This window comes from Pseudomonas sp. R28(2017) (assembly GCF_002112505.1).
Classification (GTDB): Bacteria; Pseudomonadota; Gammaproteobacteria; order Pseudomonadales; family Pseudomonadaceae; genus Aquipseudomonas.
In genome coordinates this window covers 69,725-95,659 of record NZ_NEHW01000009.1, presented here as the reverse complement: position 1 = coordinate 95,659, position 25,935 = coordinate 69,725, and the positions used below count along the sequence as shown (strand labels likewise).

The window sequence follows — 25,935 nt, the reverse complement described above, 5'->3', positions numbered from 1 at the left end:
AAAAGAAAAAGGCTTGCCGGAGCAAGCCTTCTGGAAGGTGGGGATCAGGCTTGCTGGCGGTGCTGCTTTTCCAGCTTCTTCTTGATCCGGTCGCGCTTGAGCTGCGACAGGTAGTCGACGAACAGCTTGCCGTTGAGGTGATCGAACTCGTGCTGCACGCACACCGCCAGCAGGCCTTCGCATTCCAGCTCGTACGGCTTGCCGTCGCGGTCCTGGGCCTTGACCCGCACGCGCAGCGGGCGGTCGACATTCTCGTAGAAGCCCGGGACCGACAGGCAGCCTTCCTGGTACTGACCCATGTCGTGGGTCAGTTCTTCGACCGTCGGGTTGATGAAGACGCGCGGTTCGCTACGGTCTTCGCTGAGGTCCATGACCACCACCTGCAGGTGCACATTGACCTGGGTGGCGGCCAGGCCGATGCCGGGGGCTTCGTACATGGTTTCAAACATGTCGTCGATCAGCTGACGCAGGGCGTCGTCGAACACCGTCACCGGTTTGGCGATGGTGCGCAGGCGCGGGTCCGGGAATTCGAGAATGTTCAAGATGGCCATAAGGTCAGGCAGTCACTGTGCGGTCGGTTGAAAAGTCGGGTGGGAGCCGGCCATTACTGGCCAGCTCCCCCCTAAGAACCGTACGTGCGCCTTTCAGCGCATACGGCTCAAGCCTTCACCAAGCTTCCAATGGAAGCCGGTTTGCTCACGTGCAGACCACGCGTGTGGAGCTGGTTGTGACAATTAGGATGCAAGAGTACCCGATTGGCCAAAGCGTCACCACCGTCTACGGCCCGGTGGATGATGTGGTGGTCGTGCCACCCTGTTTCCTTGGTGATCGGTTGTTTGCAAAGCAGGCACAGGCCGTTCTGGCTGGCGAATAAATTTCCGATTTGTTTCCGGTACTTCAGCTTATTCAGCATCCGGTCCATCCGGAGTTTCTCGCCCATGGCCTCCATGGCTGGATCGTAGGGGTTATATTCCCCACTCACCTTTCTGTGCCGCTCGATCGGAGTACTCGCAAGCGAGTACAACTCGAACTCCCGTTTCGTCCCATTTTCCTCCAATACTGTGGTCGCGAACACCCATTTCCTGTCCCCTGAGGCCCGAAAATACTTCTTCCTGACCCAGTCGAGGGACTTGTTTGGGTGCCGCCTCTTTGCCCATCGCCAGAGTTTGATAAACACTCTGTTGTCCATACGGCTGTACGCTTGTTTGGCAACTACTGGCTGGTGGTACAGAGCCCACCCTCTCAGCATCGGGTTTAGCATTCGGATCAAGTCGCCCTGCCTCACCGTCTTGTGAGAGTCGATCACCTCTCGAACCTTGCTATAGAACGCCTTAACGTTCTTCTTGCTCGGCTTGATCAGTAACGTTCCTTCGTATTTCCGGAAACTCCAGCCAAGGAAGTCGAAGCCTTCGTCGATGTGAGCAACACGCGTTTTCTTGAGTGACAACCGCAGCCCTCGCGTCGCGAGGAACTGTTCTACCCAAGGTTTTACTTCGTTCTCAAGCACCTCCGAAGAGGTGCCAGTAATCACGAAGTCATCTGCGTATCGCACCACATTCACCTTCAGTTTCTTCGCCCTTGCCACTCCTAGGTATTGCTTGAGGAGTGTTTCCAGACCATCCAGTGCCAGATTTGCCAACACCGGGGAGATAATTCCCCCTTGTGGCGTGCCTGCGTCCGTTGCGTGCAACTGCCCCTTGTGGATGACTCCAGCCTTTAACCACTGCTGAAGCATCCGGGTATCCGTAGGGGCATTCCTTAGCAGCCATTCGTGGTTGATGTTGTCGAAGAACCCTTCGATGTCTGCGTCCAAAACCCAACAGGCGGAAGCCTGTTTGGAAAGACACAGGAAGAGCTGCGCCATCGCATCCGCCGTACAACGTTCGATCCTGAAGCCGTAGCTATTAGGATCGCCATGGGTTTCGGCGATGGGAGACAGGGCCAGCATATACAGCGCTTGCATAGCCCTATCCGTCATGGTCGGTATGCCCAATGGGCGTTCCCGTCCATCCGACTTCGGGATGTAGACTCGCCGTAGTGGCCGAGCCCGGTAACCCCGCGTCTTCAACTGACCAACCGCGTTCCATTTCGCGATGGGTGTGTCCCAGAGTTGCCTATCGACTCCCGCCGTACGGCTTCCCTGATTTTCCGTGACTCTCCGTACAGCCAAGTATCTGGCCGACTTCGAGCGAGTAAGCATTCGTTGCAGGGATTTAACCCTGCGCCATTTGCCTTCCCGACAAGCCTTCGCAATTCGCACCTGCATTTCCCGGACATTCCGTTGAACCCGACGCCAATCGACGTCGTGCCATTGTTGCGGAGTGCCGGAAAGCGCAGGCTCACCTTGCTGGCTGAGCTCTTTCATGCTGCTTTCCTCTCAAAGTGATACCACCCGAGCGGAATGCGCACGTACCCCTGAGGGGCGTATGCACCCCGTCAGGGTTGGAAGATCAAGGGCCAATGAAGCCAGCCCTGAAGTTGATGAGACGGTCTCAGTCAGAGTCATTGCGGCAGAAGACCACGCAGAAGTCTGCCCGGTTTCCCGTGGGGTGATGTTCCAACCCCTATCCAAGCCATTACAACCTGGCGTTCGCTTTCTCTGCGATCCCATACCCGCACCGCCAACAGTGTTCCTTACGGTTCACCTGCCCAAAGGGCAGCGATACGGGCTTACCACGTTCCCTGTCTGTCACACGACTGGGTTAGGACCTACCTTTTTCACCGGTGATCTCGGAAGACGACGTATCCCCAGCTCAGACGGGAATAACCGATCACGTACCTTTTGGTTCAAGCCTGTCAGCAGCTTTGGCTTGGCTATGTTTACGGTGTTTATCAGTAGTTCACATATGTTGCCCATACCAGTCAGCCTAGCGCCTTAACCCGGCACTGCTCCGAGTCTCTGCACCCCTCCTCGCGGAGAGAATGCACCCGAGATGGGGGCTACATTGTCAGACGGGCTTCACACACCACCGTTGCCAGTAGTGCATGCCGTCGTAGGCTACCGTTGGTCGTACAACGAGTCCGCTACTGCTCCGTGCGGGCGGCAGTTGGACAATGACAGACAGAGCTTCCGCTCATGTCTCCTGAGGAAAAGCCGAGCCAAGACGGTAATGACCGTTGGTCGGTTAGTTGTTACCTCCTGCAATGAAAACGAGCAGGAGGTGACCCCTGCGGGGATCTACACTCCCGCGTGGGTTAAGTCTAAGAGGCTCTCCAAAACCGGGAGTACCGGTTCTGCGGTCGTGCTACCGAGAGCTGAACGACCTTGGGGTTTGCCATCCGCCGCAGCGGTAAGCCCTTGAAGGCAGTGGACTTCTGGGTTGGTTTTGTTTCTTGGGGATGGATACCCAAGTATTCGATTTCCTTGCAGAAATCCCATCAAGCTGGCCATACAGCTTGGTGGAGGAGACACGCTACGCGTGTCGCACCTGAGCACACATAATAAAGGGAAACGGGGATTTCGGCACCTGGCAAGCTCGTCTAGGGTGTCTATGGGCTTGATAGCCCCCAAGCAATGGACAGCTTTTCAAAGTATTACTCACAGAGTTATCCACAGGTTGTGCCACGTAGATGGCCCTGTTTCGATCAAGGATGATCCCCATGCCCAGTGACCATTCGTCGTCTTGTCCGCCTGCCGAACTGGAAGCGCGATTACGCCTGCACCGCTTGCCCGAGACGGGACTGCGACGTTTTCGTACCTTGTTGGAGGCCTTTGGCAGTGCTTCTTCCGCGCTCAGTGCGCCGGGCTCGGCCTGGCGTGCGTTGGGTATCGGGCAGGCCAGCATCGATGCCCGGCGCAGCGCCGAAGTGCGCGACGGCGCACTGGCCGCAATGGCCTGGCTAGAGCGCCCGGGCCAGCATTTGCTGATGTGGGACGGCCCTGACTACCCGGCACTGCTGGGGGAAATCGACGATGCTCCACCGTTGCTTTTCGTTGCTGGCAATCCAGCACTGCTGGACCGACCTCAACTGGCGATTGTGGGCAGCAGGCGTGCCACACCTCCGGCACTCGACACGGCCAGGGCATTTTCCCGCTACCTGGCGCAGGCCGGTTTCACCATCACCAGCGGGCTTGCCCTGGGCATCGATGGTGCCGCTCATCGGGCGGCGCTGGAGGTCGGAGGGGGTACGATAGGCGTGCTCGGCACAGGCTTGCAAAAACTTTATCCACAGCGCCACCGCGACCTTGCGCGGATGATGATCGACCGGGGTGGCGCGCTGGTGTCCGAGTATCCGCTCGATGCCGGGCCGCTGCCGGGCAACTTCCCGCGGCGAAATCGCATCATCAGTGGCCTGTCGCTTGGTGTGCTGGTGGTCGAGGCCGGCCTTGCCAGCGGCTCGTTGATTACCGCCCGCCTGGCGGCTGAGCAGGGCCGCGAGGTGTACGCAGTTCCCGGTTCGATCCATCACCCGGCGGCCAAGGGCTGCCATCAGCTGATCCGCGATGGTGCACTGCTGGTGGAAAGCGTCGAGCAGATCCTGGAAAGCCTGCGTGGTTGGCAGAACCTGCCGCCTGCGGTTGTGGAAAAACCAGCGCATCCGCTGCTTGCCCTGCTGCATGCCGCGCCACAGACTAGCGAAAACCTGGCCCACTTCAGCGACCGGCCGCTGGCCGAGGTGCTGGTGCAGCTGACGGAACTGGAGCTGGAAGGCCGGGTCAGCAATGTCGCCGGGCGTTGGTTTGCCCGCGCCGGCTAAGTACACTGCGCGCAGGCAAGGTTAAATGGCGGAGAGACGCAAATGGTGAGCAGTTTTCGTGTGCAACAAGCCGCACGTGAGATCCGGGCGGGCGCAGTGATCGCCTACCCGACGGAAGCGGTCTGGGGCCTGGGCTGCGACCCATGGAACGAGGATGCGGTGTATCGCCTGCTGGCGCTGAAGTCGCGGCCTGTGGATAAAGGCCTGATCCTGGTGGCCGACAACATCCACCAGTTCGACTTTCTGTTCGAGGATTTTCCCGAGGACTGGATCGACCGCATGAGCGCCACCTGGCCGGGCCCCAACACCTGGCTGGTGCCGCACCAGGACCTGCTGCCCGAGTGGGTGACCGGGCAGCATGACACCGTGGCGCTGCGCGTGAGCGATCACCCGCAGGTGCGCGAGCTGTGCGCGCTGGTGGGGCCGCTGATTTCCACCTCGTGCAACCCCGGCGGGCGCCCGGCGGCGAAGACCCGGTTGCGGGTGGAACAGTACTTTCACGGCCAGCTGGACCTGGTGCTCGGTGGGGCGCTGGGGGGGCGGAAGAATCCGAGTGTGATTCGCAATCTGGCGACCGGCGAAGTCGTTCGTCCAGGCTGATGTCGCCGGCCATTGGGCCGCAAAGCGGCCCCAGAACGGTAACGATTTTTCTGAATTTGTCTCGAATGGCTGTCCGGATTGAGGATTGGGAAATATCCTACGACCCGCGTCCCCTGCCATCACCTTCTCAGTGGGAATCTCTGCCTCTAGGCTTCATCCGTCGCCGAATAACTCGGTGATCGGGTGTGGTAGCCCGGATGCATTTTTTCCATGACAGTCGAAGGCCGCGGCATGTTCTGGTCGAACCTGCATGCGATTGAAATGGCTGAGGGTGATTGAGGCGATTCTCGATGGTATCGAGACGACGCCATCATCGGCGAACCGGCCCTCGCAGGGTTAGCGCCCTATTCGAGGCCGATACGGTACCTGTGGGAGCGGGCTTGCCCGCGAACACCGGCGGAGCCGGTGCCATCCATCGCGGTGGCTGCTTCGCGGGCACGCCCGCTCCCACAGGGGGTATCTACTGGCTTGAGAGCGGTGTTAGCTCAAGGCAGCAGAACGGTAGAGCCGACAGTTCTGCGCGCCGACAACTCCGCCTGCGCTTTCGCCGCCTCACTCAATGGATACCGCTGCTGGATATCCACAACCAGCTTGCCACTACCAATCATCGCAAACAGGTCATCGGCCATGGCCTGGGTGTTCTCGGCATTGTTGGCATAGGTCGCAAGGGTTGGCCGGGTCACATACAGCGAGCCCTTTTGCGACAGGATCCCCAGGTTCACCCCGCTCACCGCCCCCGAGGCATTGCCGAAGCTCACCATCAACCCACGCGGGCGCAGACAATCGAGCGAGGTCAGCCAGGTATCGGCACCGACGCCGTCATACACCACCGGGCACTTCTTGCCATCGGTCAGTTCCAGCACCCGCTTGGCCACGTTTTCACGGCTGTAGTCGATGGTCGCCCACGCCCCCAGCGCCTTGGCCCGCTCGGCTTTCTCGGCGGAGCTCACGGTACCGATCAGCTTGGCGCCAAGCGCCTTGGCCCACTGGCACGCCAGGGAACCCACACCACCCGCTGCGGCGTGGAACAGGATCACGTCACCCGGTTTCACCTCATACGTCTGCTTCAGCAGGTACTGCACGGTCAGCCCCTTGAGCATCACCGCTGCCGCCTGCTCGAAACTGATGTTGTCGGGCAGCTTGACCAGGTTGGCTTCCGGCAACGTATGCACCTCGCTGTAGGCGCCCAGGGGGCCGCCGGCATGGGCCACGCGATCGCCGACCTTGAGGCGGGTCACACCCTCGCCCACGGCTTCGACCACACCCGCCGCTTCGGTACCCAGGCCCGAAGGCAGGGACGGCGGCGCATACAGCCCGCTGCGGAAGTAAGTGTCGATGAAGTTCAGGCCGATCGCATGGTTACGCACGCGCACCTGCTGCGGCCCTGGCGGGGCGGGTTCGAATTCCACAAGCTGCAGCACTTCCGGGCCGCCATGCTGGCTGAACTGGATACGCTTGGCCATCTCGCACTCCTGTTGTCGGGATCGGGAAAAGGCCTTCTATCGGACGCCTTTGCTTGATCGCCGTCAACTGCGGCGCGCGCGCCGGCGGTGGTATGCTACGCGGCGAATTCTTCCCTGCCCGTTCCTGGTGACCCGATGACTAGCCGCACCGAGGCCGTGAAAGCCTACCTGCTCGACCTGCAAGACCGCATCTGCTCTGCCCTCGAAGCCGAAGACGGCGGCGCCCGCTTCGTCGAGGACGCCTGGGTGCGCGAAGCCGGTGGCGGGGGCCGCACGCGGGTGATCGGTGATGGCAAGTTGATCGAGAAAGGCGGGGTCAACTTCTCCCACGTGTTCGGCGCCGGCCTGCCACCCTCGGCCAGCGCTCACCGCCCCGAGTTGGCGGGCCGTGGCTTCGAGGCCTTGGGCGTGTCGCTGGTGATCCACCCGCATAACCCGCATGTGCCCACGTCCCACGCCAACGTGCGGTTCTTCATTGCCGAAAAGGAAGGTGAAGAAGCAGTCTGGTGGTTCGGCGGCGGCTTCGACCTGACCCCGTACTACGGCAATGAAGAAGACTGCATCCACTGGCACCGTGTGGCCGAGCAGGCCTGCGCGCCGTTCGGCGCCGACGTGTACCCGCGCTACAAGGCCTGGTGCGACCGCTACTTCCACCTCAAGCACCGCGGTGAGCCGCGTGGCATCGGCGGCCTGTTCTTCGATGACCTGAACGAGTGGAACTTCGACACCTGCTTCGCCTTCCTGCGTGCCATCGGCGATGCCTACGTCGAGGCTTACCTGCCGATCGTCCAGCGCCGCAAGCACACCCCCTTCACCCCGCAGCAGCGTGAGTTCCAGGAATACCGCCGCGGCCGCTACGTGGAGTTCAACCTGGTCTACGACCGTGGCACCCTGTTCGGCCTGCAGTCCGGTGGCCGCACCGAGTCGATCCTCATGTCGCTGCCACCGCAAGTGCGCTGGGGCTACGACTGGAAGGCCGCGCCCGGCAGCGAGGAAGCGCGCCTGACCGAATACTTCCTGCAGGACCGCGATTGGCTTGGCCAGTAAGCCTGTGGATAAACAAGGAATCGTCATGGACCAGTACGTTGTTTTCGGTAACCCCATCGGCCACAGCAAGTCGCCGCTGATCCACCGCCTGTTCGCAGAACAGACCGGCCAGGACCTTGAATACGCCACGCTGCTGGCCCCGCTGGACGAGTTCAGCGACTGTGCGCGCGGCTTCTTCAAGCAAGGCAGCGGCGGCAACGTCACCGTCCCCTTCAAGGAAGAGGCCTATCGCCTGTGCGACAGCCTGACGCCGCGTGCCCAGCGCGCGGGTGCGGTGAATACGCTGAGCAAGCTGGCTGACGGCACGCTGCAGGGCGACAACACCGACGGCGCTGGCCTGGTGCGCGACCTCACGGTGAATGCCGGCGTCGAACTGGCCGGCAAGCGCATTCTCATCCTCGGGGCCGGTGGCGCCGTGCGCGGCGTGCTGGAGCCGATCCTGGCGCACCAGCCGCAGTCGCTGGTGATTGCCAACCGTACCGTGGAGAAGGCTGAACAGCTGGCGCGGGAGTTCGATGAACTGGGGCCAGTAGTGGCCAGCGGGTTCGCCTGGTTGCAGGAGCCGGTGGACGTGATCATCAACGCCACTTCGGCGAGCCTGGCCGGTGAGTTGCCGCCGATTGCCGACAGCCTGGTCGAGGCGGGGCGCACGGTGTGCTACGACATGATGTATGGCAAAGAGCCGACGCCGTTCTGCCAGTGGGCTGAGAAGCTGGGAGCAGCCAAGGTGCTGGACGGGCTGGGGATGCTGGCCGAGCAGGCGGCTGAAGCCTTCTTCATCTGGCGCGGAGTGCGCCCGGATACCGCACCGGTGTTGGCTGAGCTGCGCCGGCAGCTCGCTCGGGGCTGATCTCTTCCGGGATTGCCACAGTACCTGTGGGAGCGGGCTTGCCCGCGAAGAAGCCACCGCGGAGCCTGGCACCGGCTTTGCCGGTGTTCGCGGCGGTTCGACGCCTCGACAAGCCCGCTCCCACAGGGTTTACACAAAGGCGGTCATAGCTTGGCTTTGACGGCCTCCTGGGCATTCCCATCGGCCTTGGTGGTCACTCCGGCCAACCACCCTTCCAACCGCTCGGGATGCTGCTTCACCCACGCCTTGGCCGCTTCGTCGAAGCTGATCTTCTTATCCACAACCTCAGCCATGATGGTGTTTTCCATGTCCAGGGTGAAGCTCAAGTTGCTCAGCAGCTTCGCCGCATTCGGGCAGGCTTGTGGATAACCCTTGCGGGTGAGGGTGAACACTTCGCCCTTGCTGCCGAACCATTTCTCGCCACCTGTCAGATAGTGCATCTTCAGCTTCACGTTCATCGGGTGCGGCGTCCAGCCGAGGAAGGTGATGAACTGCTGTTTCTTCACCGCCCGGTCCACCTGCGCCAGCATTGCCTGCTCGCTGGATTCCACCAGCTTCCATTGGCCCAGGTTGAACTCGTTCTTGTCGATGATTTCCTTCAGCGACAGGTTCGCTGGCGCGCCGGAGCCGATGCCGTACAGTTTCTTGTCGAACTGATCGGCGTGCTTTTGCAGGTCGGCAAAATCTTTCACCCCGGCATTCCACACATAATCCGGTACCGCCAGGGTGAACTCGGTGCCTTCCAGGTTGCGCGACAGCTGCTGCACATCGCCATTGGCGATGAACTTGTCATGAAAACCCTGTTGCGCCGGCATCCAGTTGCCCAGGAAGGCATCGACCCGGCCGTCCTTCAGGCCGCCGTAGATGATCGGCACCGCCAGGCTGTCGATCTTCACCTGGTAGCCCAGGCTCTCCAGCAGCAGCCGGGCCACGGCGTTGGTCGAGGCGATGTCACTCCAGCCGGGGTCGGCCATCTTGACGGTGCTGCATTGTGCGTCGCCGTCGGCGGCATGGGCCGTGGCGGTGGCTAGCGCCAGAGGCAGAGCCAGGGCGAATACGACGGTGGAGAACTTGTGCATGGCGGCCTCTCTTTTCAATCCATGGGGGCTGGCTGTGGATAACGTGCCTTGCGCTCGAGGTCGTCGAGATCGATGTGGTTGCGCATGTACTGTTGGCTGGCGTCCACCAACGGTTGGTGGTCCCAGCTTTTCAGCTTGCCGATGGCCAGCGCCTCGGCCACCAGGCGGCGGCGGCGTTGGCTGGCCAGCACTTGCTGGCGCAGGCCGGGGATGTCCCAGCGCTGGTGTGCTTCATCGACAAATGCCTGCAGCAGCGCCTGATGGTCCGGGCTGCCGGTGAGGTTCTCCCGCTCGTGCGGGTCGCGGCTCAGGTCATAGAGTAGGCAGGGGTCGTCTTCGCTGTACACGAATTTGTACGGCCCCCGGCGGATCATCATCAGCGGGCCGACGGTGCCTTCGGCCATGTATTCGCCGATCACCTCGTCATGGCCGCCCTGCCCTTGCAGATGGCCGAGCAGTGAGCGGCCGTCCAGGTGCAGGTGGTTATCCACAGCGCCACCGGCCAGTTCGACCAGGGTCGGCAGCAAGTCGCAGGTCGATACCGAGGCGCTGATGCGGCTGGCGGCGAAGCGTTGGGGCGCGTGTACCAGCAACGGGACACGAGCCGACATCTCGAACCAGTGCATCTTGTACCAGAGCCCGCGCTCGCCAAGCATGTCGCCGTGGTCACCGGAGAACACGATCAGAGTGTTGTCGGCCAGGTTGCATTCTTCCAGGGTCTGCAGCAGCTGGCCGATGTTGTCATCGATGTAGCTGCAGGCGCCGAAGTAGGCGCGGCGGGCGTCGCGGATCTTGTCCACAGGCAGCGGTTTGTTCCACAGGTCGTAGACCTTGAGCAGGCGTTGCGAGTGGGGGTCGAGTTCGGTCTGGCTGAATTCGGCGCGGGGCATGGGGATATCCACAGCCTCGTAGCGATCCCAGTAGCGCTTGGGGATGGTGTACGGGTCATGCGGGTGAGTCATGGACACGGTCAGGCAGAACGGCCGGCCATCGTTCTCGCGCACGTGGTCGTAGAGGTACTGGCGCGCCTTGAACACCACTTCTTCGTCGAAATCCAGCTGGTTGGTACGCACGCAGGGCCCGGCCTGCAGCACCGAAGACATGTTGTGGTACCAGCTCGGGCGCACATCGGGTTCATCCCAGTTCACCGCCCAGCCGTAATCAGCTGGGTAGATGTCGCTGGTCAAGCGCTCCTCGTAGCCATGCAACTGGTCCGGGCCGCAGAAGTGCATTTTTCCCGACAGCGCAGTGCGGTAGCCCAGGCGGCGCAGGTAGTGTGCATAAGTCGGCACGTCGGCGGGGAAATCGGCCGCGTTGTCGTAGGCGCCGATGCGGCTTGGCAGCTGGCCGCTGACCAGGGTGAAGCGTGAAGGTGCGCAGAGGGGGCTGTTGCAATAGGCCGAGTCGAACACCACCGCCTGTTCGGCGAGGCGGCTCAGGTGTGGCATCTGGATCGGCGAAGGGCCGTAGATCGGCAGCAGGGGCGCGGCCATCTGGTCGGCCATGATGAACAGGATATTCGGGCGCGTCATGGTGGCTTCCATCGTTGAGGATTATGCGAACCGCTTGCCTACCAAGATGCGACTGTGGATAACATGGGTAAAGCCCATGGCGGGCAATGTCTGGGATTAGCTGAGCTTATGTTTGATCACCTTGCCGAGTTGTCGCTGGATGCCTTGCGTGTGTTCGAGGCCGCTGCCCGGCTGCGGGGTTTCACTGCGGCAGCGTTGGAGCTGGGAACCACCCAGCCGGCTGTGAGCCAGCAGGTAAAGCGTTTGGAGGTACAGCTGGGCACCCGCCTGTTCGATCGCATCTACCGCGGCATCGAGCTGACCGAGGCGGGCCAGTTGCTTTTCGAGCAGGTGCATCAGGGTTTGCAGGCCATGAATGACGGCATTGCCCTGGCCAGTGGGCGAGGCCAGCGTGAAGTGCTTCAGGTGGCCACCGATTTTGCCTTCGCGGCGTTCTGGCTGATGCCGCGGCTGCAGCGCTTTCACGAGGCTTATCCCCAGGTGGATGTGAGCCTGGTGACCGGCGAGCGCAGCCAGGGGATGTTGCGCCCGGATATCGATGTGGCGGTACTGTTTGGCGATGGGCGCTTTCACCAGGGCGAGAGCCGCTGGCTGTTCGACGAGGAGGTCTTCCCGGTCTGCAGCCCGCGGCTGACTCATGGCAAACCCTTGTCAGCCGTGGCTTTGCAGCGATTGCCGTTGCTTCACTTGCGAGGTGAGCAGGCCAGCCGCTGGTTTGACTGGGCGGGGGTGTTTCGCGGGTTTGGCGTGGCCAGCCCGCCGCCGCCTGGGCAGTTGCGATTCGATAATTACACCCTGCTGATACAGGCGGCGATTGCTGGCCAAGGGGTGGCGATTGGCTGGGGGCACCTGGTGGATGGACTGGTGGAGCAAGGGTTGTTGTGCCGGCCGCTGCAGGGCAGTTTGCGCTCGGCGCGGGGGTATTATGCGGTGCTGCCACCACGCAAGCGGCGTGGGGCATTGATCGAGCGGTTCGTGGACTGGCTCGAGCAAGAGCGCAGCCTTTAAGATTTTAGGGCCGCTTTGCGGCCCATCGCCGGCAAGCCAGCTCCCACAGGGACCGCGTCGGCCTGAGCGGCATGCGTTGCTATGAGGGGCTTTTCTCCGGCTTATCCACTACAGAAATGCCATAACCTGTCAGGCAGACGCGGACCCTTGTGGGAGCTGGCTTGCCGGCGATGGGCTGCGGAGCAGCCCCGACGATCTAGACCACGAAGTTCAGATGCTCGCCTCGGTGCAAATCCAGTTCCAGCGTATCCACCATTCCCGCCGCGATCCTGGCCAGCCGCCGCAGGGGTTCGCTCAGGCCCGGCTCCAAGGTGCCGTCGATACTGCGAAAATGTTCCATGCCCAACCCAGGGAAGTCATCCGGCGCATTGATCAACGTCCAGCGCAATGCACTGCGCTGCAGCACATCGGCTACCCTATCAGCGCTTTCTCGCTGTGCAGCGCTGTATTTGCCCGGCGCATCCAGCACATCAAAATCGCCCACCAAAAGCAGCCGGCGTATAGTCGTGCGGGCAAGCCCGGCCACCAGTACTTCGCTCATTCGCGCCTGCACTGTCAGATCACCTGGGGCCAGCAGGGCGATCACCGCCGAACCCCCTGCCGCGCTCTGCTCCGCCTGGTCGGCATCGTCCAGCCCGCCTATCTTGAAATGCAGGCCGGGGCGCGGCGCATGGCGGTTGAGGTCGTCGACCACCGCAATGACCTCATGCTGGCGCGCCAGCAGCTCAACCATCAGGGCATTGCCCAGGCTGCTTTCAGCCCCGAACAACACCAGTTTGAACACTGGGGTTTCGGCATTTTTCACCGCATCACTCCCTTTGCAAGTGGGGGTGATGATTGGACCGCAATCAGGAGTTATCGTGCAGAGGATCAAGGGTTACCACGCCCACGTGTACTACGACGCATCCACCCTCGAGCAGGCCCGAGAGCTGTGCGAGGAGGCGGCGCGACTGTTTCCCGTGACCATGGGGCGCATGCACCAGAAACCAGTCGGGCCGCACCCGGACTGGAGCTGCCAGCTGGCCTTCGAGCCGGAATTCGTGGGGGTGGTGTTGCCGTGGTTGGCGCTGTATCGGAAGGGGTTGGTGGTGTTTCTGCATCCGCTGACCGGGGATGAGCTGGCGGATCACCGGGATCATGCGATCTGGATGGGGGCTGTGCGGCCTTTGGATCTGTCGATTTTTCGGGGTTGATTTTTGCGGTAAAGGGCTTGATGCAACTATTGCTCAAGCCCTTTGTTGGCATCACTTTTTGAGTGAAAGACTGATTGCGCCATCCTCATCATCTTGATAACGGCAAACCGGCGGGGTGGCATTGGGCGCTGATGGCGCAGGTTTGAATGCACTCAGGTCAGCTTTTTCCGCATCCGGGGTGAACCCTGTCCATTCACCATCAGCATTGCTTGCCGAGTAGCGGTAGCCTTCGAGTACAACGTCAGTGCCACCTTCGGTTTCCTTTACCGTATCGGTCTTTTGAGTAATCGAAGCCACGTTCGGGCAAGTAGCAGCGAAAGCACCGCTGGACAGCAGTGCAGCCATGGTGAAACCAAGCAAATAGCGCATGAAACCTACTCCTTCAGGTATTGGGAGTGGGTAGGGTGTGGGTTCTTCCCTGATTGCGCTACTGGTAGAAATGATAGGTTCAGAGGGAGTGATTGCGGGCAAGCCCTGCCTGGCTGGCGTTGCCTGTGCTGGCCTATTCGCGGGTGAACCCGCTCCCACAGGGATATCACAGGGCCTGAGGGCGGCGCTGTACCTGTGGGAGCGGGCGTGCCCGCGAAGCAGGCGACGCGGTTCAGCGACGGGCGCCGCGCACTCCTTCAGCCAGTGCCGAGCACAGGCTCAATACGTCGCTCACCGCCTGCTCGCCAGTCTTGGCCTGGGCAATTTTGTCGACCAGCGCCGACCCCACCACCACACCATCGGCCAAGCGGGCGATATTCGCCGCCTGCTCCGGCGTGCGAATACCGAAACCAACGCTGATTGGCAGGTCGGTATGCCGACGCAGGCGGGCAATCGCCTCGGTCACGTGCTCGGTAGTCGCCGAGCCGGCACCGGTCACGCCTGCCACCGACACGTAGTAGACGAACCCGGAACTGCGCTCCAGCACACGCGGCAGGCGCGCATCGTCGGTGGTCGGGGTGGTCAGGCGGATGAAGTCGATGCCGGCGGCCTGGGCCGGAGTGGCCAGTTCGGCGTCGTGCTCCGGTGGCAGGTCGACGATGATCAGGCCATCGACGCCGGCTTGCTTGGCTTCGGTGACGAACTTATCCACACCGAAGCGGTGGATCGGGTTGTAGTAACCCATCAGCACGATCGGCGTGCTGTGGTTGTCCACACGGAATTCGCGAACCATCTGCAGGGTCTTGGCCAGGGTCTGGCCAGCTTCCAGGGCGCGCAGGGTGGCGAGCTGGATGGCCACGCCATCGGCCATCGGGTCGGTGAACGGCATGCCCAGTTCGATCACATCGGCGCCGGCAGCCGGCAGGCCCTTGAGGATCTGCAGCGAAGCGTCATAACCCGGGTCGCCAGCAGTGACGAAGGTGACCAGCGCGGAGCGGCCTTCGGTCTTCAGTTCGGCGAAGCGTTGTTCAAGACGGCTCATGCCTGTTTCTCCTGGGCTGCCATGTGGTTCATCACGGTTTGCATGTCTTTGTCGCCACGGCCGGACAGGCAGATCACCATCAGGTGGTCCTTGGGCAGGTTCGGTGCGCGCTTGATCGCTTCGGCCAGGGCGTGGGAGCTTTCCAGGGCCGGAATGATGCCTTCCAGGCGGCAGGTGGCGTGGAACGCATCCAGCGCTTCGTCGTCGGTGATGCTGACGTACTCGACGCGCTTCACTTCGTGCAGGTAGGCGTGCTCCGGGCCGATGCCCGGGTAGTCGAGGCCGGCGGAAATCGAGTGGGCGTCGGTGATCTGGCCGTCTTCGTCCTGCAGCAGGTAGGTACGGTTGCCGTGCAGCACGCCCGGTACGCCGCCGTTCAGGCTGGCGGCGTGCTTGTCGGTGTGCACGCCGTGGCCGCCAGCTTCGACGCCGATGATCTGTACGCTCGGCTCTTCGAGGAACTCATGGAACAGGCCCATGGCGTTGGAGCCACCGCCAACGCAGGCGATCAGGCTGTCCGGCAGGCGGCCTTCCTTCTCTTGCAGCTGGGCGCGGGTTTCCTTGCCGATGATCGACTGGAAGTCGCGGACCATCGCCGGGTACGGGTGCGGGCCGGCCACGGTGCCGATCAGGTAGAAGGTGTCGTCGACGTTGGTGACCCAGTCGCGCAGCGCCTCGTTCATGGCGTCTTTCAGGGTGCCGGTGCCAGCCGTGACCGGGACGATCTCGGCGCCCAGCAGCTTCATGCGGAACACGTTGGCCTGCTGGCGTTCGATGTCGGTGGCGCCCATGTAGATCACGCAAGGCAGGCCGAAACGCGCAGCGACGGTGGCAGTGGCCACGCCGTGCATGCCGGCGCCGGTTTCGGCGATCAGGCGCTTCTTGCCCATGCGCTTGGCCAGCAACACCTGGCCGATGCAGTTGTTCACCTTGTGCGCGCCGGTGTGGTTGAGTTCTTCACGCTTGAAGAAGATCTTCGCGCCGCCGCAGTGCTCGGTCAGGCGCTCGGCGAAATACAGAGGGTTCGGGCGGCCGATGTAGTCGCGCTGGAAGTAGGCCAGTTCTTCGAGGAACTTGGGGTCGGCCTTGGCCGCTTCGTATTCGCGGGCCAGGTCCAGCACCAGCGGCATCAGGGTTTCGGCCACGTAGCGGCCGCCGAACGAGCCGAACAGGCCGTTGGCGTCGGGGCCGGGACGGTATTGGGACTGGGTCATGGGGCGCTCCAGGGCGTAATGAATGAGTGATGGGCTTTACTCTAACCACGGCAAGCCCGGCTGAAAACCGATAAGATTGCGCAAACTTGTCAGAAAAACTCACAGGTAAAATGGCCCACGACCTCCCTCCCCTCAACGCCCTGCGGGCCTTCGAGGCCACTGCCAGGCTCAACAGCGTCAGCCAGGCGGCCGAAGCGCTGCACGTCACCCATGGCGCCGTCAGCCGGCAGATCAAGGTGCTGGAAGAGCACCTGGGCGTGGCCCTGTTCGTCAAGGACGGGCGCGGCATCAAACTCACAGATGCAGGCCTGCGCCTGCGTGACGCCAGTGGTGAGGCGTTCGACCGCCTGCGCAGCGTGTGCGCCGAGTTGAGCCGGGATGTGAGCGAGGCGCCATTCGTGTTGGGGTGTTCCGGCAGCCTGCTGGCGCGCTGGTTCATCCCCCGCCTGGGGCGGTTGAAGGCTGACCTGCCCGAGCTGCGCCTGCACCTGTCGGCGGGTGAAGGCGACCTCGACCCGCGCCGGCCCGGGCTGGATGCATTGCTGGTGTATGCCGAACCGCCATGGCCTGCGGACATGCAGGTGCACGTGCTGGCGCAGGAACGCATCGGCCCGGTGCTGAGCCCGCACTTCGCCGGCTTCGACCGCTTGCAGGCGGCGCCCGCCAAGGCTCTGCTGGACGAAGCCCTGCTGCACACTACCTCGCGCCCGCAGGCCTGGCCAACCTGGGCGGCAGAACAGGGGCTGGAAGCGGGTTCATTGCAGTATGGCCAGGCCTTCGAGCATCTGTACTACTTGCTGGAGGCGGCGGTTGCCGGCCTGGGGGTGGCGATCGCGCCGCAACCACTGGTTGCCGACGACCTGCGAGCGGGACGATTGAGCGCGCCGTGGGGTTTTTCACCGACCCCCGCCGCACTGGCGCTGTGGGTGCCACGGCGCGCCGCAGATGGGCGCGCCGAGCAACTGGCGCAGTGGCTACGCGCCGAACTGGCCAGGCAAAGCGCTTAGTTGCGCTTGCACAGCAGGTACGCCGCCAGCAGGCCCAGCGCGCCAATGGCTACGCCTGCGGTGGTGTATGGGTGCTCCTGGGCGTAGTCGCGGGTGGCGATGCCAGTCTGGCGAGTGCGCTCTTTGACTTCCTCATAGGCATCGCTGATAAGGCTGCGCGAGTGGCGCAGCGCGCTTTCAGCGTTGCTGCGCATGGCCTTTACTGACTTCTGGGTTTCCTCGGAGGCATCGTGCTTCAGGTTCTCCAGGCTTTTCAGCAGGCTTTCGATCTCCGCTTCCATGCTTTCCAGGGACGTTTTACGCAGCGAGTTGCGGTGCATGTTGACTCTCCTTTGCAGAATGGACTGTAAGGATTGCGACTCTCGGGCTGCGCGAAAGTGCGATCGAACTTTACCGAACGGCAGCGGCTCGCAGGTAAACCAGGCCTGCACTGCTAGGCTAAAACTCACTGTCACCCAAGGAGCGCGCTCATGACCGATCATCACACCTACAAGAAGATCGAGCTGGTAGGTTCGTCCCCCACCAGCATCGAAGAGGCGATCAACAATGCCTTGGCCGAGGCCGGCAAGAGCATCAAGCACCTGGAATGGTTCGAAGTGGTCGATACCCGCGGCCATATCCGTGACAACAAGGCGGCGCACTTCCAGGTCACGCTGAAGGTTGGTTTCCGCATCGCCAACAGCTGAAACATTAGCGGGCTGGAATAGCCCGGCGTGATGGCGTTATAACTCCGGAGGGCGCCTTGGCGGCGCCCTTTTGGTCTTTTCTCATCTGTACAAGGAATGCGATCGATGAAGAAACTGATGCTGGCGGTGGGCTTGATGGTGCTGGCGGGCGGTGCGATGGCGGCCGGCAAACCGTGCGAAGAGCTCAAGGCGGAGATCGCAGCGAAGCTGGATGCCAAGGGTGTGAAGGGCTACAAGCTGGAGGTCGTCAACAAGGGCGAACCGGCTGGCAAGGTGATAGGCAGCTGTGAGGGCGGTAGCAAGGAGATTGTCTACCGCCGCAGTTAAGGTGCAGGCCTATTCGCGGGCAAGCCCGCGAATAGGCTCATTCGGCCTTGAGGGCCTGCGCCATCAGCTCATAGGACCGAATCCGGTCTGCATGTTCATACAAATCGCAGGTAAAGATCAGCTCATCCGCTCCGGTCTGCTCCAGCAGTACCTCCACCTTGGCCCGTACCTTCTGCGGGCTGCCGATCATCGCCAGGCCCAGGAAACTCCCCACGGCATCGCGCTCATGGGGTAGCCACAGCCCATCCATGCTCGGTACAGGTGGTTTCTGCATCAGGCTTTGCCCGCGAATCAACGCCAGGATGCGCTGGTACACTGAGGTGGCCAGGTACTCGGCCTGTTCGTCGGTGTCCGCCACCACCATCGGAATGCCCAGCATCACATAGGGCTTGTCCAGCGTGGTCGACGGCTTGAAATGGTCGCGATAGATGCGGATCGCCTCATGCATGTAGCGCGGCGCGAAGTGCGAGGCGAAGGCGTACGGCATGCCGCGCATGCCGGCCAGTTGGGCGCTGAACAGGCTTGAACCGAGCAGCCACAGGGGCACGTCGGTGTCGTGCCCGGGCACGGCGATCACTTTCTGATCATCGGTACGTGGGCCGAGGTAGCGCGACAGCTCTTCGACATCATCCGGGAAATCGTCGGCGCTGCCGGCGCGGTCGCGGCGCAGGGCGTAGGCGGTCATCTGGTCGGAGCCTGGCGCACGGCCCAGGCCCAGGTCGATACGCCCGGGGTACAGGCTGGCCAACGTGCCGAACTGCTCGGCGATCACCAACGGCGCATGGTTGGGCAGCATGATGCCGCCAGAGCCGACGCGGATGCTCGAAGTGCCGCCTGCCAGGTAGCCGATCAGTACCGACGTGGCCGAGCTGGCGATGCCGTCCATGTTGTGGTGTTCAGCCACCCAGAAGCGGTTGTAGCCAAAGCGCTCGACATGCCGGGCAAGGTCCAGCGAATTGTGCAGCGATTGCGCCGGGCCTTTGTCGGCGCGTACCGGCACCAGGTCGAGGGTGGATATCTTCAGGTCACGCAGCTGCGTCATGGGAGCCTCCGCAAGAGTGGTTGGCCCGGAGGCCTTTTAGACTCTGTATGGGCTCATTCGCCTTATTCAATGCTCACAAGGCGATTACTCTGAACTTGCCGTAGGACGCTGACCTCGAAAATGTAGGTAAGTAACCCTATGACCAGGAGGCATCATGAAAAAGACAGCATCGGCGATCTGGCAAGGTGGCCTGAAGGATGGCAAAGGCCTGCTTTCCACCGAAAGCGGCGCACTCAAGCAGAACCCCTATGGGTTCAACACCCGTTTCGAGGGCTCGCCGGGGACCAACCCGGAAGAGCTGATCGGCGCTGCCCATGCCGGTTGTTTCTCGATGGCGCTGTCGATGATGCTCGGTGAGGCAGGGCTCACCGCAGACCGCATCGATACCATTGCCGAAGTCACCTTGGATAAGCAACCCGACGGTTTTGCCATCACCGCTGTGCACCTGATCCTCAAGGCCAAGGTGCCGGGGGCCAGCGAGGCGCAGTTCCTCGAGATCGCCAACAAGGCCAAGGCCGGTTGCCCGGTGTCGAAGGTGCTCAACGCGAAGATCAGCCTGGACGCCGCCTTGGTGGGCTAAGCGGCGCAACGGCGACGGTTTGCTGTAGTCTAAACAGCGTCGGCAGCGCAGCTGTCATACCAGGAGCCGTTCCATGATTCGCGTAGCAATCGCCGTGCTGGCTTCGCTTGTGGCCACTTCTGCATTGGCGGCGGTAAAACCGTGCGAAGAACTCAAGGCTGAGATCGAAGCCAAGATCCAGGCCCAGGGTGTGACGTCCTACACCCTGGAAATCGTGCCCAACAGTGAGGTCAAGGATCAGAACATGATCGTCGGCACCTGTGATGGCGGGACGAAGAAGATCATCTACCAGAAGAACGACCGTTGAATGGCTGGGGCCGCGTTGCGGCCCCAGTGCTGATTACGGAATGCAGAACACGTCGCTCGGCTCGTTGACCACCACCTTGCGGCTGGCGTCGTACAGCAGCACCTGCGGGTCCATCACTGGCGCCCGCGCCTCCATGCGATAGCGTTCGCCGGCCTTGAAGTCATCGAAGCGCACGGTCAGGTAACAGGTGCGCTCCTTGGGGCTGGTGAGCATGCCGCCGGCATAGATTTCGTAATCGAACCGCACCACCAGTTCATGCTTGCCTGGGGTTATCTGGAAGTAGCGGCCATCGTCCAGGCGCTGGCCATCCAGGCGGTCGGCCATCAGTATGCGGCCGGGGGTGACGGTGTAGAGATCGACCCACGCCTTGCTGGGGTCGACGGGTGGCAAGGGGGTGCTGCAAGCCCCCAGTGCACTGAGGGCGATCAGCATCATGGGCTGGCGCATGGCAAAACTCCCACTTGCGATACACGAGTTACAAGCATAGCGCCGTTTGTGCGGTTCAGGTGCGTTGGCAACCGGCTGGCAGGCCCTGACTGAGCAGTTTCTGCTGCTGGTCGTAGAGCTTGATCCAGGGACGGAAGCCGATGCTGCCGGCTTGCAACTGGTAGCGCTGGCCGGCGCTGAAGTCCTTGAAGGTCAGCTTGACCTGGCAATCACGCCACAGTGGCGCGTCGACCGGGCCGATATTGCTCGGCGTCACCGGAAACTGGTAGCGCACGGTCAACTCGTGGCTGCCGGGCTGCACTTCGAAGTAGCGGCTGTCGGCCCAGTCGCGCTCGTCCACCTGGGTGGCGTCCAGCGATGTATCGCCGTAGGGGGTGAGGTCTACCCAGGCCAGGTTCGGGTCTGGGTCAGGCAGGGTCGAACAGGCAGAAACCAGCAGCAGTGAGCCGGTGACCAACAGTGCACGCATGGCGAAACTCCCCCTTGGCGAGATAGTCTTGGAGCGCATTGGCCGTGAGCGAGATGGATAGCCCCAGATGGATCTCTTTGTTCTTTTCAAGCGCTCAGGCCCTGGGCCACTCGACCGCCTTTTCAGGCCTTTGGTTCCGCTGCTCGGAGCCTTTCTGCTGAACGGTTGCAGCACCCTGGGGTATTACGGCCAGTTGGCCGAGGGGCAATGGCAGCTGTTACGGGCACGCCAGCCTGTGGACAACGTGATCGCCGACCCGGCCAGCAGCCCGCAGTTGCGCGCTCGCCTGGCCCATGCTGAAGCAGCGCGGGTGTTTGCCAGCGAACAACTCAAGCTGCCTGACAATCGCAGCTACCGGCTGTACGCCGACCTGCAACGTCCCTACGTGGTATGGAACGTGTTCGCCACCCCTGAGCTTTCGCTGCAGCCGGTGACACACTGCTTCCCTGTCGCCGGCTGCGTCGCCTACCGTGGCTATTACCGCCAGGGTGCCGCGCGCGGTACGGCAGCGTTGATGCGCCAGCAGGGCCTGGACGTGTACGTGAGCGGTGTTGAAGCCTACTCGACGTTGGGCTGGTTCGATGACCCGATCCTGTCGTCGATGGTCGATTGGGGGGATGAGCGGCTGGCCACGCTGATCTTCCATGAGCTGGCCCATCAGCGCTTCTATGTGCAGGACGACACCGCGTTCAACGAGTCGTTTGCCACTTTCGTCGAGCAGGAAGGTTCGCGGCAATGGCGCACAGCGCGTGGGCTTGCGCCGAACGGGGCGGAGCAGTCAGAGCAGAGCGAGCAGTTCACCCGGTTGGTGCTGGCCAGCCGCGAGCGGTTGCAGGCGATCTATGCCGGGCCGCTGGACGATGCGCACAAGCGGGCGGCCAAGCAGGCGGAGTTCGAGCGTTTGCGGGGTGAGTACAAGCAGGTGCGGGACCGCCAGTGGAACGGGGACAAACGCTATGACGCCTGGATCTATGCGCCGTTGAGCAATGCCAAGCTGTTGCCGTTCGGGCTTTATGACCAGTGGGTGCCGGCGTTTGCGGCCTTGTTCCGGGAGGTGAATGGGGACTGGGTGCGGTTTTATGAGCGGGTCGAGCAGCTTGGCGGATTGCCAGCTGCTGACAGGAAGGCGGCGTTGCAGCGGTTGATGTGAACCTGCGAGATCTTGGGGCTGCAACGCAGCCCCATGGCCCTCAGCCCTGAATAAAGGCTTGATGCATATCGGCCACAGTTGCGAAGTGGAAGGCTGGCGCCTCGGCCTGCAACTCTTCCCGGCTACCAAACCCATACCCCACCGCCACCGCCTGCAACCCATTGCTGCGAGCCCCGATCAGGTCATGCTTGCGGTCGCCGATCATCAGCGTCTGCGCCGGGTCCAGCCCTTCCTCGTCCAGCAGGTGGCGGATCAGCTCGACCTTGTTGGTCCGTGTGCCGTCCAGCTCGCTGCCGTAGATCACCTTGAAGTGGTGATCGAAAGCAAAATGCCGGGCAATTTCCCGGGCGAACTCCCAGGGTTTGGACGTGGCGATGTACAGCGTGCGGCCCTGGCCATTGAGCGCTTCGAGCAGCGCTGGCACCCCTTCGAACACCAGGTTTTCATAAAGGCCGGTGACACGGAAGCGTTCCCGGTAGAAGTTCACCGCTTCCCACGCCTTGGCTTCATCGAAACGGTAGGACTGCATGAACGCCTGCAGCAAAGGCGGGCCGATGAAGTGTTCGAGGCGGGTCAGGTCCGGCTCGTCGATGCCCAGCTTGGCCAGGGCGTACTGGATCGAGCGGGTAATGCCCAGACGCGGGTCGGTCAAGGTGCCGTCGAGGTCGAAGAGGATGTTCTGCTGGTGCATGTTCGTCTCGGTAGTCGGGTTCATTCCGGTTGGTCGTAGCCTTCGGCCAGGTGCTGGTCCTTGAGCTTGACGTAGTTGCCGGCGCTGTATGGGAAGAAGGCGTGCTCCTGCTCGTTGAGCAGCCTGACCTGTTTCACCGGGCTGCCCATGTACAGGTAGCCACTGACCAGGCGTTTGCCGGGCGGTACCAGGCTGCCGGCACCGATGATCACTTCGTCTTCGACAATGGCGCCATCCATGATGGTGCTGCCCATGCCGACCAGGATACGGTTGCCCAGGGTGCAGCCGTGCAGCATCACCTTGTGGCCGATGGCCACCTCGTCGCCGATGATCAGCGGAAAACCGTCGGGGTTGAAGGGGCCTGCGTGGGTGATGTGCAGCACGCTGCCGTCCTGCACGCTGGTGCGCGCGCCGATGCGGATGCGGTGCATGTCGCCGCGAATCACCGTCAACGGCCAGACAGAGCTGTCCTCGCCGATTTCCACATCGCCCAGGACCACCGCCGAACGGTCGACAAACGCCCTGAGTCCCACTTTCGGAGTGTGTTGCTGGAAGCTGCGAATGGCCATGATAGCGTCTCTCATCTGTGCCGATAGGCAGGCTGCCTGCTGCGGTCGGCGTCGATTGTAATTAAGATGGGGCAGTGTTTCTCCTGCCAAGGTATCCGAACCGTGAGTGCGAACAACCCGCTTCTGCAGTCCTACGATCTGCCGCCCTTCTCGCAAATCCGTGCCGAACACGTGTTGCCGGCGATCGAAGCGATCCTGGCCGACAACCGTAAAGCCATTGCCGAGATCCTCGAACAGCAGGGCAGCAACCTTACCTGGGCCGGCCTGGTGCTGGCCATGGACGAACTGAACGACCGCCTGGGCGCCGCCTGGAGCCCGGTCAGCCACCTCAATGCAGTGTGCAACAGCCAGGAACTGCGCGAGGCTTACGAGTCCTGCCTGCCAGCGCTGAGCGCCTACTCTACCGAACTGGGCCAAAACCGTGCGCTGTTCGAAGCCTATCAGGCCTTGGTCAACAGCCCGGAAGCTGCCAGCTTCGACGTGGCGCAGAAGACTATCCTCGACCACGCCCTGCGTGACTTCCGCCTGTCGGGCATCGACCTGCCGGCCGACCAGCAGCAGCGTTATGCCGAAGTGCAGAGCAAGCTGAGCGAACTGGGCAGCCGTTTTTCCAACCAGCTGCTCGACGCCACCCAGGCCTGGACCAAGCACGTCACCGACGAAGCCGCACTGGCCGGCCTGACCGATTCGGCCAAGGCGCAGATGGCCGCCGCCGCCCAGGCCAAAGGCCTCGACGGCTGGCTGATCACCCTGGAATTCCCCAGCTACTACGCGGTGATGACCTACGCCAGCGACCGCGCCCTGCGCGAAGAGCTGTACGCCGCCTACTGCACCCGTGCCTCGGACCAGGGCCCGAATGCCGGCCAGTTCGACAACGGCCCGGTGATGCAGCAGATCCTCGACTTGCGCCAGGAACTGGCCGGGCTGCTGGGCTACAAGAATTACGCCGAGCTGAGCCTGGCGACCAAGATGGCCGAGTCCAGCGACCAGGTGCTGAGCTTCCTGCGTGACCTGGCCAAGCGCTCCAAGCCGTTTGCCGCCCAGGACCTGGAGCAGCTCAAGGCCTACGCCGCCGAGCAGGGCTGCCCGGAGCTGGCCAGCTGGGACGCCGGTTATTTCGGCGAGAAGCTGCGCGAGCAGCGTTACAGCGTGTCGCAGGAAACCCTGCGCGCCTACTTCCCGATCGACAAGGTGCTCAGCGGCCTGTTCAGCATCGTCCAGCGCCTTTACGGCATCGAGATCGCCGAACTCAAGGGCTTCGACAGCTGGCACCCGGACGTGCGCCTGTTCGAGATCAAGGAAAACGGCCAGCACGTCGGCCGCTTCTTCTTCGACCTCTACGCCCGCGCCAACAAGCGTGGCGGTGCCTGGATGGACGGCGCCCGCGACCGTCGCCGCACGGCTGGCGGCGAGCTGCAGAGCCCGGTCGCCAACCTGGTGTGCAACTTCACCCCGGCGGCGCCTGGCAAGCCTGCGCTGCTGACCCACGATGAAGTCACCACGCTGTTCCACGAGTTCGGCCACGGTCTGCACCACATGCTGACCCGCATCGAGCATGCCGGTGTTTCCGGCATCAACGGTGTGGCGTGGGACGCTGTCGAGCTGCCGAGCCAGTTCATGGAAAACTGGTGCTGGGAGCCGGAAGGCCTGGCGCTGATCTCCGGCCACTATGAAACCGGTACGGCCCTGCCCCAGGACCTGCTCGACAAGATGCTGGCGGCGAAGAACTTCCAGTCCGGCATGATGATGGTGCGTCAGCTGGAGTTCTCGCTGTTCGACTTCGAACTGCACGCCAGCCACGGCGATGGCCGCAGCGTGCTGCAGGTGCTCGAAGGCGTGCGTGACGAGGTTTCGGTGATGCGCCCGCCAGCCTACAACCGCTTCCCCAACAGCTTCGCGCACATCTTCGCTGGCGGTTATGCGGCGGGCTACTACAGCTACAAGTGGGCTGAAGTGCTGTCGGCCGATGCTTTCTCGCGCTTCGAGGAAGAAGGCGTGCTGAATGCCGAGACCGGTCGCGCGTTCCGCGAAGCGATCCTGGCCCGCGGCGGTTCGCGTGAACCCATGGAGCTGTTCGTGGACTTCCGTGGGCGTGAGCCTTCCATCGATGCATTGCTGCGCCACAGTGGCCTGACCGAGGACGCTGCGGCATGACCGAGGTAGCTGTGAACAAGACCAAGAAACGCTTCATCGCCGGGGCGGTGTGCCCGGCGTGCAGCGAGCCCGACAAGCTGATGATGTGGAGCGAAGACGACGTGCCGCATCGCGAGTGCGTGGCCTGTGGCTTCACTGACACCCTAAATGAGCAGGGCCTGTCGGTGCCCAAGGAGCTCGGTACGCGGGTCAACCAGCTGGCGCCAAAGGCGGCGCCAGCCAAGGTCCAGACCGTGCAGTTCTTCCCCAACCCGAAGCTGAAGAAACCGGCTGAGTGAAGCCGTCCTGCCTGCCTGGGCCGTGTGCCCGGGCAGGCATGCTCTGGCCGATCGCCGGTAGTAGATACTCAGGCCATTCCCCGCCTGGCAGCCATGCATGCTCGCTTGCTCCTCGACATGAGCAAGGTGAAGT

Annotated in this window: 29 protein-coding genes; 14 read left to right on the top strand and 15 right to left on the bottom strand. The window is 62.5% G+C overall.

What is annotated here, in order from left to right; translation table 11 throughout:
- Positions 1-44: 44 nt before the first annotated feature.
- Together def and ltrA are read right to left on the bottom strand one after the other, a co-directional pair.
- Positions 45-551, bottom strand: coding sequence for a peptide deformylase (def, locus tag CAF78_RS17010; RefSeq protein WP_016712797.1), 507 nt, complete (start codon positions 549-551; stop codon positions 45-47).
- Between the two features lie 107 nt (positions 552-658).
- Positions 659-2,365, bottom strand: a complete 1,707-nt coding sequence (gene ltrA, locus CAF78_RS17005) for a group II intron reverse transcriptase/maturase (protein WP_085676579.1) — start codon at positions 2,363-2,365, stop codon at positions 659-661.
- Between the two features lie 1,235 nt (positions 2,366-3,600).
- Here ltrA and dprA point away from each other — a divergent pair.
- Both dprA and CAF78_RS16990 read left to right on the top strand, forming a co-directional pair.
- Positions 3,601-4,698, top strand: a complete 1,098-nt coding sequence (gene dprA / locus CAF78_RS16995) for a DNA-processing protein DprA (protein WP_085676580.1) — start codon at positions 3,601-3,603, stop codon at positions 4,696-4,698.
- Between the two features lie 42 nt (positions 4,699-4,740).
- The gene (locus CAF78_RS16990; protein WP_085676581.1) at positions 4,741-5,298 is read left to right on the top strand and encodes an L-threonylcarbamoyladenylate synthase; all 558 of its coding nucleotides are present in this window, start codon (positions 4,741-4,743) and stop codon (positions 5,296-5,298) included.
- Between the two features lie 485 nt (positions 5,299-5,783).
- Here the strand turns inward: CAF78_RS16990 and CAF78_RS16985 are convergent, their stop codons facing one another.
- Positions 5,784-6,761, bottom strand: coding sequence for an NADPH:quinone reductase (locus tag CAF78_RS16985; RefSeq protein WP_085676582.1), 978 nt, complete (start codon positions 6,759-6,761; stop codon positions 5,784-5,786).
- Positions 6,762-6,896: 135 nt separating this feature from the next.
- Between CAF78_RS16985 and hemF the strand changes: the two genes are divergently transcribed.
- Positions 6,897-7,808 (top strand): oxygen-dependent coproporphyrinogen oxidase, encoded by a 912-nt coding sequence (hemF, locus tag CAF78_RS16980; protein WP_085676583.1) that lies wholly within the window; start codon positions 6,897-6,899, stop codon positions 7,806-7,808.
- Between the two features lie 25 nt (positions 7,809-7,833).
- Positions 7,834-8,658 (top strand): shikimate dehydrogenase, encoded by an 825-nt coding sequence (gene aroE, locus CAF78_RS16975; RefSeq protein WP_085676584.1) that lies wholly within the window; start codon positions 7,834-7,836, stop codon positions 8,656-8,658.
- Between the two features lie 143 nt (positions 8,659-8,801).
- Here the strand turns inward: aroE and choX are convergent, their stop codons facing one another.
- Positions 8,802-9,737 (bottom strand): choline ABC transporter substrate-binding protein, encoded by a 936-nt coding sequence (choX, locus tag CAF78_RS16970; RefSeq protein ID WP_085676585.1) that lies wholly within the window; start codon positions 9,735-9,737, stop codon positions 8,802-8,804.
- A 14-nt stretch (positions 9,738-9,751) separates the two neighbouring features.
- On the bottom strand, positions 9,752-11,269 hold the full coding sequence (gene betC, locus CAF78_RS16965) for a choline-sulfatase (protein WP_085676586.1): 1,518 nt from the start codon (positions 11,267-11,269) through the stop codon (positions 9,752-9,754).
- Between the two features lie 108 nt (positions 11,270-11,377).
- Between betC and CAF78_RS16960 the strand changes: the two genes are divergently transcribed.
- Positions 11,378-12,277, top strand: coding sequence for a LysR family transcriptional regulator (locus tag CAF78_RS16960; protein WP_085676587.1), 900 nt, complete (start codon positions 11,378-11,380; stop codon positions 12,275-12,277).
- Between the two features lie 196 nt (positions 12,278-12,473).
- Here the strand turns inward: CAF78_RS16960 and CAF78_RS16955 are convergent, their stop codons facing one another.
- Positions 12,474-13,082 (bottom strand): NAD(P)-dependent oxidoreductase, encoded by a 609-nt coding sequence (locus CAF78_RS16955; protein WP_085676588.1) that lies wholly within the window; start codon positions 13,080-13,082, stop codon positions 12,474-12,476.
- Between the two features lie 55 nt (positions 13,083-13,137).
- Between CAF78_RS16955 and CAF78_RS16950 the strand changes: the two genes are divergently transcribed.
- Positions 13,138-13,470, top strand: coding sequence for a DOPA 4,5-dioxygenase family protein (locus tag CAF78_RS16950; RefSeq protein WP_085676589.1), 333 nt, complete (start codon positions 13,138-13,140; stop codon positions 13,468-13,470).
- Between the two features lie 51 nt (positions 13,471-13,521).
- Here the strand turns inward: CAF78_RS16950 and CAF78_RS16945 are convergent, their stop codons facing one another.
- The 3 genes from CAF78_RS16945 to trpB all read right to left on the bottom strand — a co-directional run bounded on the left by CAF78_RS16945 (position 13,522) and on the right by trpB (position 16,095).
- Complete coding sequence (locus CAF78_RS16945; RefSeq protein WP_085676590.1) at positions 13,522-13,839, bottom strand: hypothetical protein; 318 nt, start codon at positions 13,837-13,839, stop codon at positions 13,522-13,524.
- Positions 13,840-14,071: 232 nt separating this feature from the next.
- Positions 14,072-14,881, bottom strand: a complete 810-nt coding sequence (gene trpA, locus CAF78_RS16940) for a tryptophan synthase subunit alpha (protein ID WP_085676591.1) — start codon at positions 14,879-14,881, stop codon at positions 14,072-14,074.
- Positions 14,878-16,095 carry a tryptophan synthase subunit beta gene (trpB, locus tag CAF78_RS16935; RefSeq protein ID WP_085676592.1) on the bottom strand — a complete coding sequence of 406 codons (1,218 nt, stop codon included), beginning with the start codon at positions 16,093-16,095 and terminating at the stop codon, positions 14,878-14,880. Before trpB ends, trpA begins: the two co-directional genes overlap by 4 nt.
- Positions 16,096-16,205: 110 nt before the next feature.
- On the opposite strand from trpB, the gene CAF78_RS16930 reads away from it, so the two are divergent.
- A complete protein-coding gene (locus CAF78_RS16930) occupies positions 16,206-17,102 on the top strand; it encodes a LysR family transcriptional regulator (protein WP_085676593.1) in 897 nt (298 codons plus the stop codon).
- On the opposite strand, the gene CAF78_RS16925 is transcribed toward CAF78_RS16930, so the two are convergent.
- The gene (locus tag CAF78_RS16925; protein WP_027917148.1) at positions 17,099-17,422 is read right to left on the bottom strand and encodes a YqjD family protein; all 324 of its coding nucleotides are present in this window, start codon (positions 17,420-17,422) and stop codon (positions 17,099-17,101) included. The two genes, CAF78_RS16930 and CAF78_RS16925, sit on opposite strands and share 4 nt — an antisense overlap.
- 150 nt (positions 17,423-17,572) lie before the next feature.
- Between CAF78_RS16925 and CAF78_RS16920 the strand changes: the two genes are divergently transcribed.
- Together CAF78_RS16920 and CAF78_RS16915 are read left to right on the top strand one after the other, a co-directional pair.
- A complete protein-coding gene (locus CAF78_RS16920; RefSeq protein WP_003253076.1) occupies positions 17,573-17,788 on the top strand; it encodes a dodecin in 216 nt (71 codons plus the stop codon).
- 105 nt (positions 17,789-17,893) lie between these two features.
- Positions 17,894-18,115, top strand: a complete 222-nt coding sequence (locus tag CAF78_RS16915; RefSeq protein WP_085676594.1) for a DUF1161 domain-containing protein — start codon at positions 17,894-17,896, stop codon at positions 18,113-18,115.
- Positions 18,116-18,152: 37 nt separating this feature from the next.
- Here CAF78_RS16915 and CAF78_RS16910 read toward each other — a convergent pair whose 3' ends face one another.
- On the bottom strand, positions 18,153-19,157 hold the full coding sequence (locus CAF78_RS16910; protein ID WP_085676595.1) for an LLM class flavin-dependent oxidoreductase: 1,005 nt from the start codon (positions 19,155-19,157) through the stop codon (positions 18,153-18,155).
- A gap of 154 nt (positions 19,158-19,311) precedes the next feature.
- On the opposite strand from CAF78_RS16910, the gene CAF78_RS16905 reads away from it, so the two are divergent.
- Together CAF78_RS16905 and CAF78_RS16900 are read left to right on the top strand one after the other, a co-directional pair.
- A complete protein-coding gene (locus CAF78_RS16905; RefSeq protein ID WP_060507803.1) occupies positions 19,312-19,737 on the top strand; it encodes an OsmC family protein in 426 nt (141 codons plus the stop codon).
- A gap of 73 nt (positions 19,738-19,810) precedes the next feature.
- Positions 19,811-20,044 carry a DUF1161 domain-containing protein gene (locus CAF78_RS16900; RefSeq protein WP_027917153.1) on the top strand — a complete coding sequence of 78 codons (234 nt, stop codon included), beginning with the start codon at positions 19,811-19,813 and terminating at the stop codon, positions 20,042-20,044.
- 33 nt (positions 20,045-20,077) lie between these two features.
- Here CAF78_RS16900 and CAF78_RS16895 read toward each other — a convergent pair whose 3' ends face one another.
- Together CAF78_RS16895 and CAF78_RS16890 are read right to left on the bottom strand one after the other, a co-directional pair.
- Positions 20,078-20,491, bottom strand: coding sequence for a hypothetical protein (locus tag CAF78_RS16895; RefSeq protein WP_085676596.1), 414 nt, complete (start codon positions 20,489-20,491; stop codon positions 20,078-20,080).
- A gap of 55 nt (positions 20,492-20,546) precedes the next feature.
- Positions 20,547-20,960 (bottom strand): hypothetical protein, encoded by a 414-nt coding sequence (locus CAF78_RS16890; protein WP_085676597.1) that lies wholly within the window; start codon positions 20,958-20,960, stop codon positions 20,547-20,549.
- A 67-nt stretch (positions 20,961-21,027) separates the two neighbouring features.
- Here CAF78_RS16890 and CAF78_RS16885 point away from each other — a divergent pair, with 67 nt between their 5' ends.
- On the top strand, positions 21,028-22,110 hold the full coding sequence (locus tag CAF78_RS16885; RefSeq protein WP_085676598.1) for an aminopeptidase: 1,083 nt from the start codon (positions 21,028-21,030) through the stop codon (positions 22,108-22,110).
- Between the two features lie 40 nt (positions 22,111-22,150).
- Here the strand turns inward: CAF78_RS16885 and CAF78_RS16880 are convergent, their stop codons facing one another.
- Together CAF78_RS16880 and CAF78_RS16875 are read right to left on the bottom strand one after the other, a co-directional pair.
- Positions 22,151-22,801 carry an HAD family hydrolase gene (locus tag CAF78_RS16880; protein ID WP_085676658.1) on the bottom strand — a complete coding sequence of 217 codons (651 nt, stop codon included), beginning with the start codon at positions 22,799-22,801 and terminating at the stop codon, positions 22,151-22,153.
- A gap of 20 nt (positions 22,802-22,821) precedes the next feature.
- Positions 22,822-23,370: a gamma carbonic anhydrase family protein gene (locus CAF78_RS16875; RefSeq protein ID WP_085676599.1), complete on the bottom strand. Its 549-nt coding sequence runs from the start codon at positions 23,368-23,370 to the stop codon at positions 22,822-22,824.
- 102 nt (positions 23,371-23,472) lie between these two features.
- Between CAF78_RS16875 and prlC the strand changes: the two genes are divergently transcribed.
- Both prlC and CAF78_RS16865 read left to right on the top strand, forming a co-directional pair.
- Positions 23,473-25,524, top strand: coding sequence for an oligopeptidase A (prlC, locus tag CAF78_RS16870; protein WP_256574466.1), 2,052 nt, complete (start codon positions 23,473-23,475; stop codon positions 25,522-25,524).
- Entirely contained in the window at positions 25,521-25,802 is a 282-nt protein-coding gene (locus CAF78_RS16865; protein ID WP_085676601.1) for a YheV family putative zinc ribbon protein, read from the top strand. Before prlC ends, CAF78_RS16865 begins: the two co-directional genes overlap by 4 nt.
- Positions 25,803-25,935: the final 133 nt, after the last annotated feature.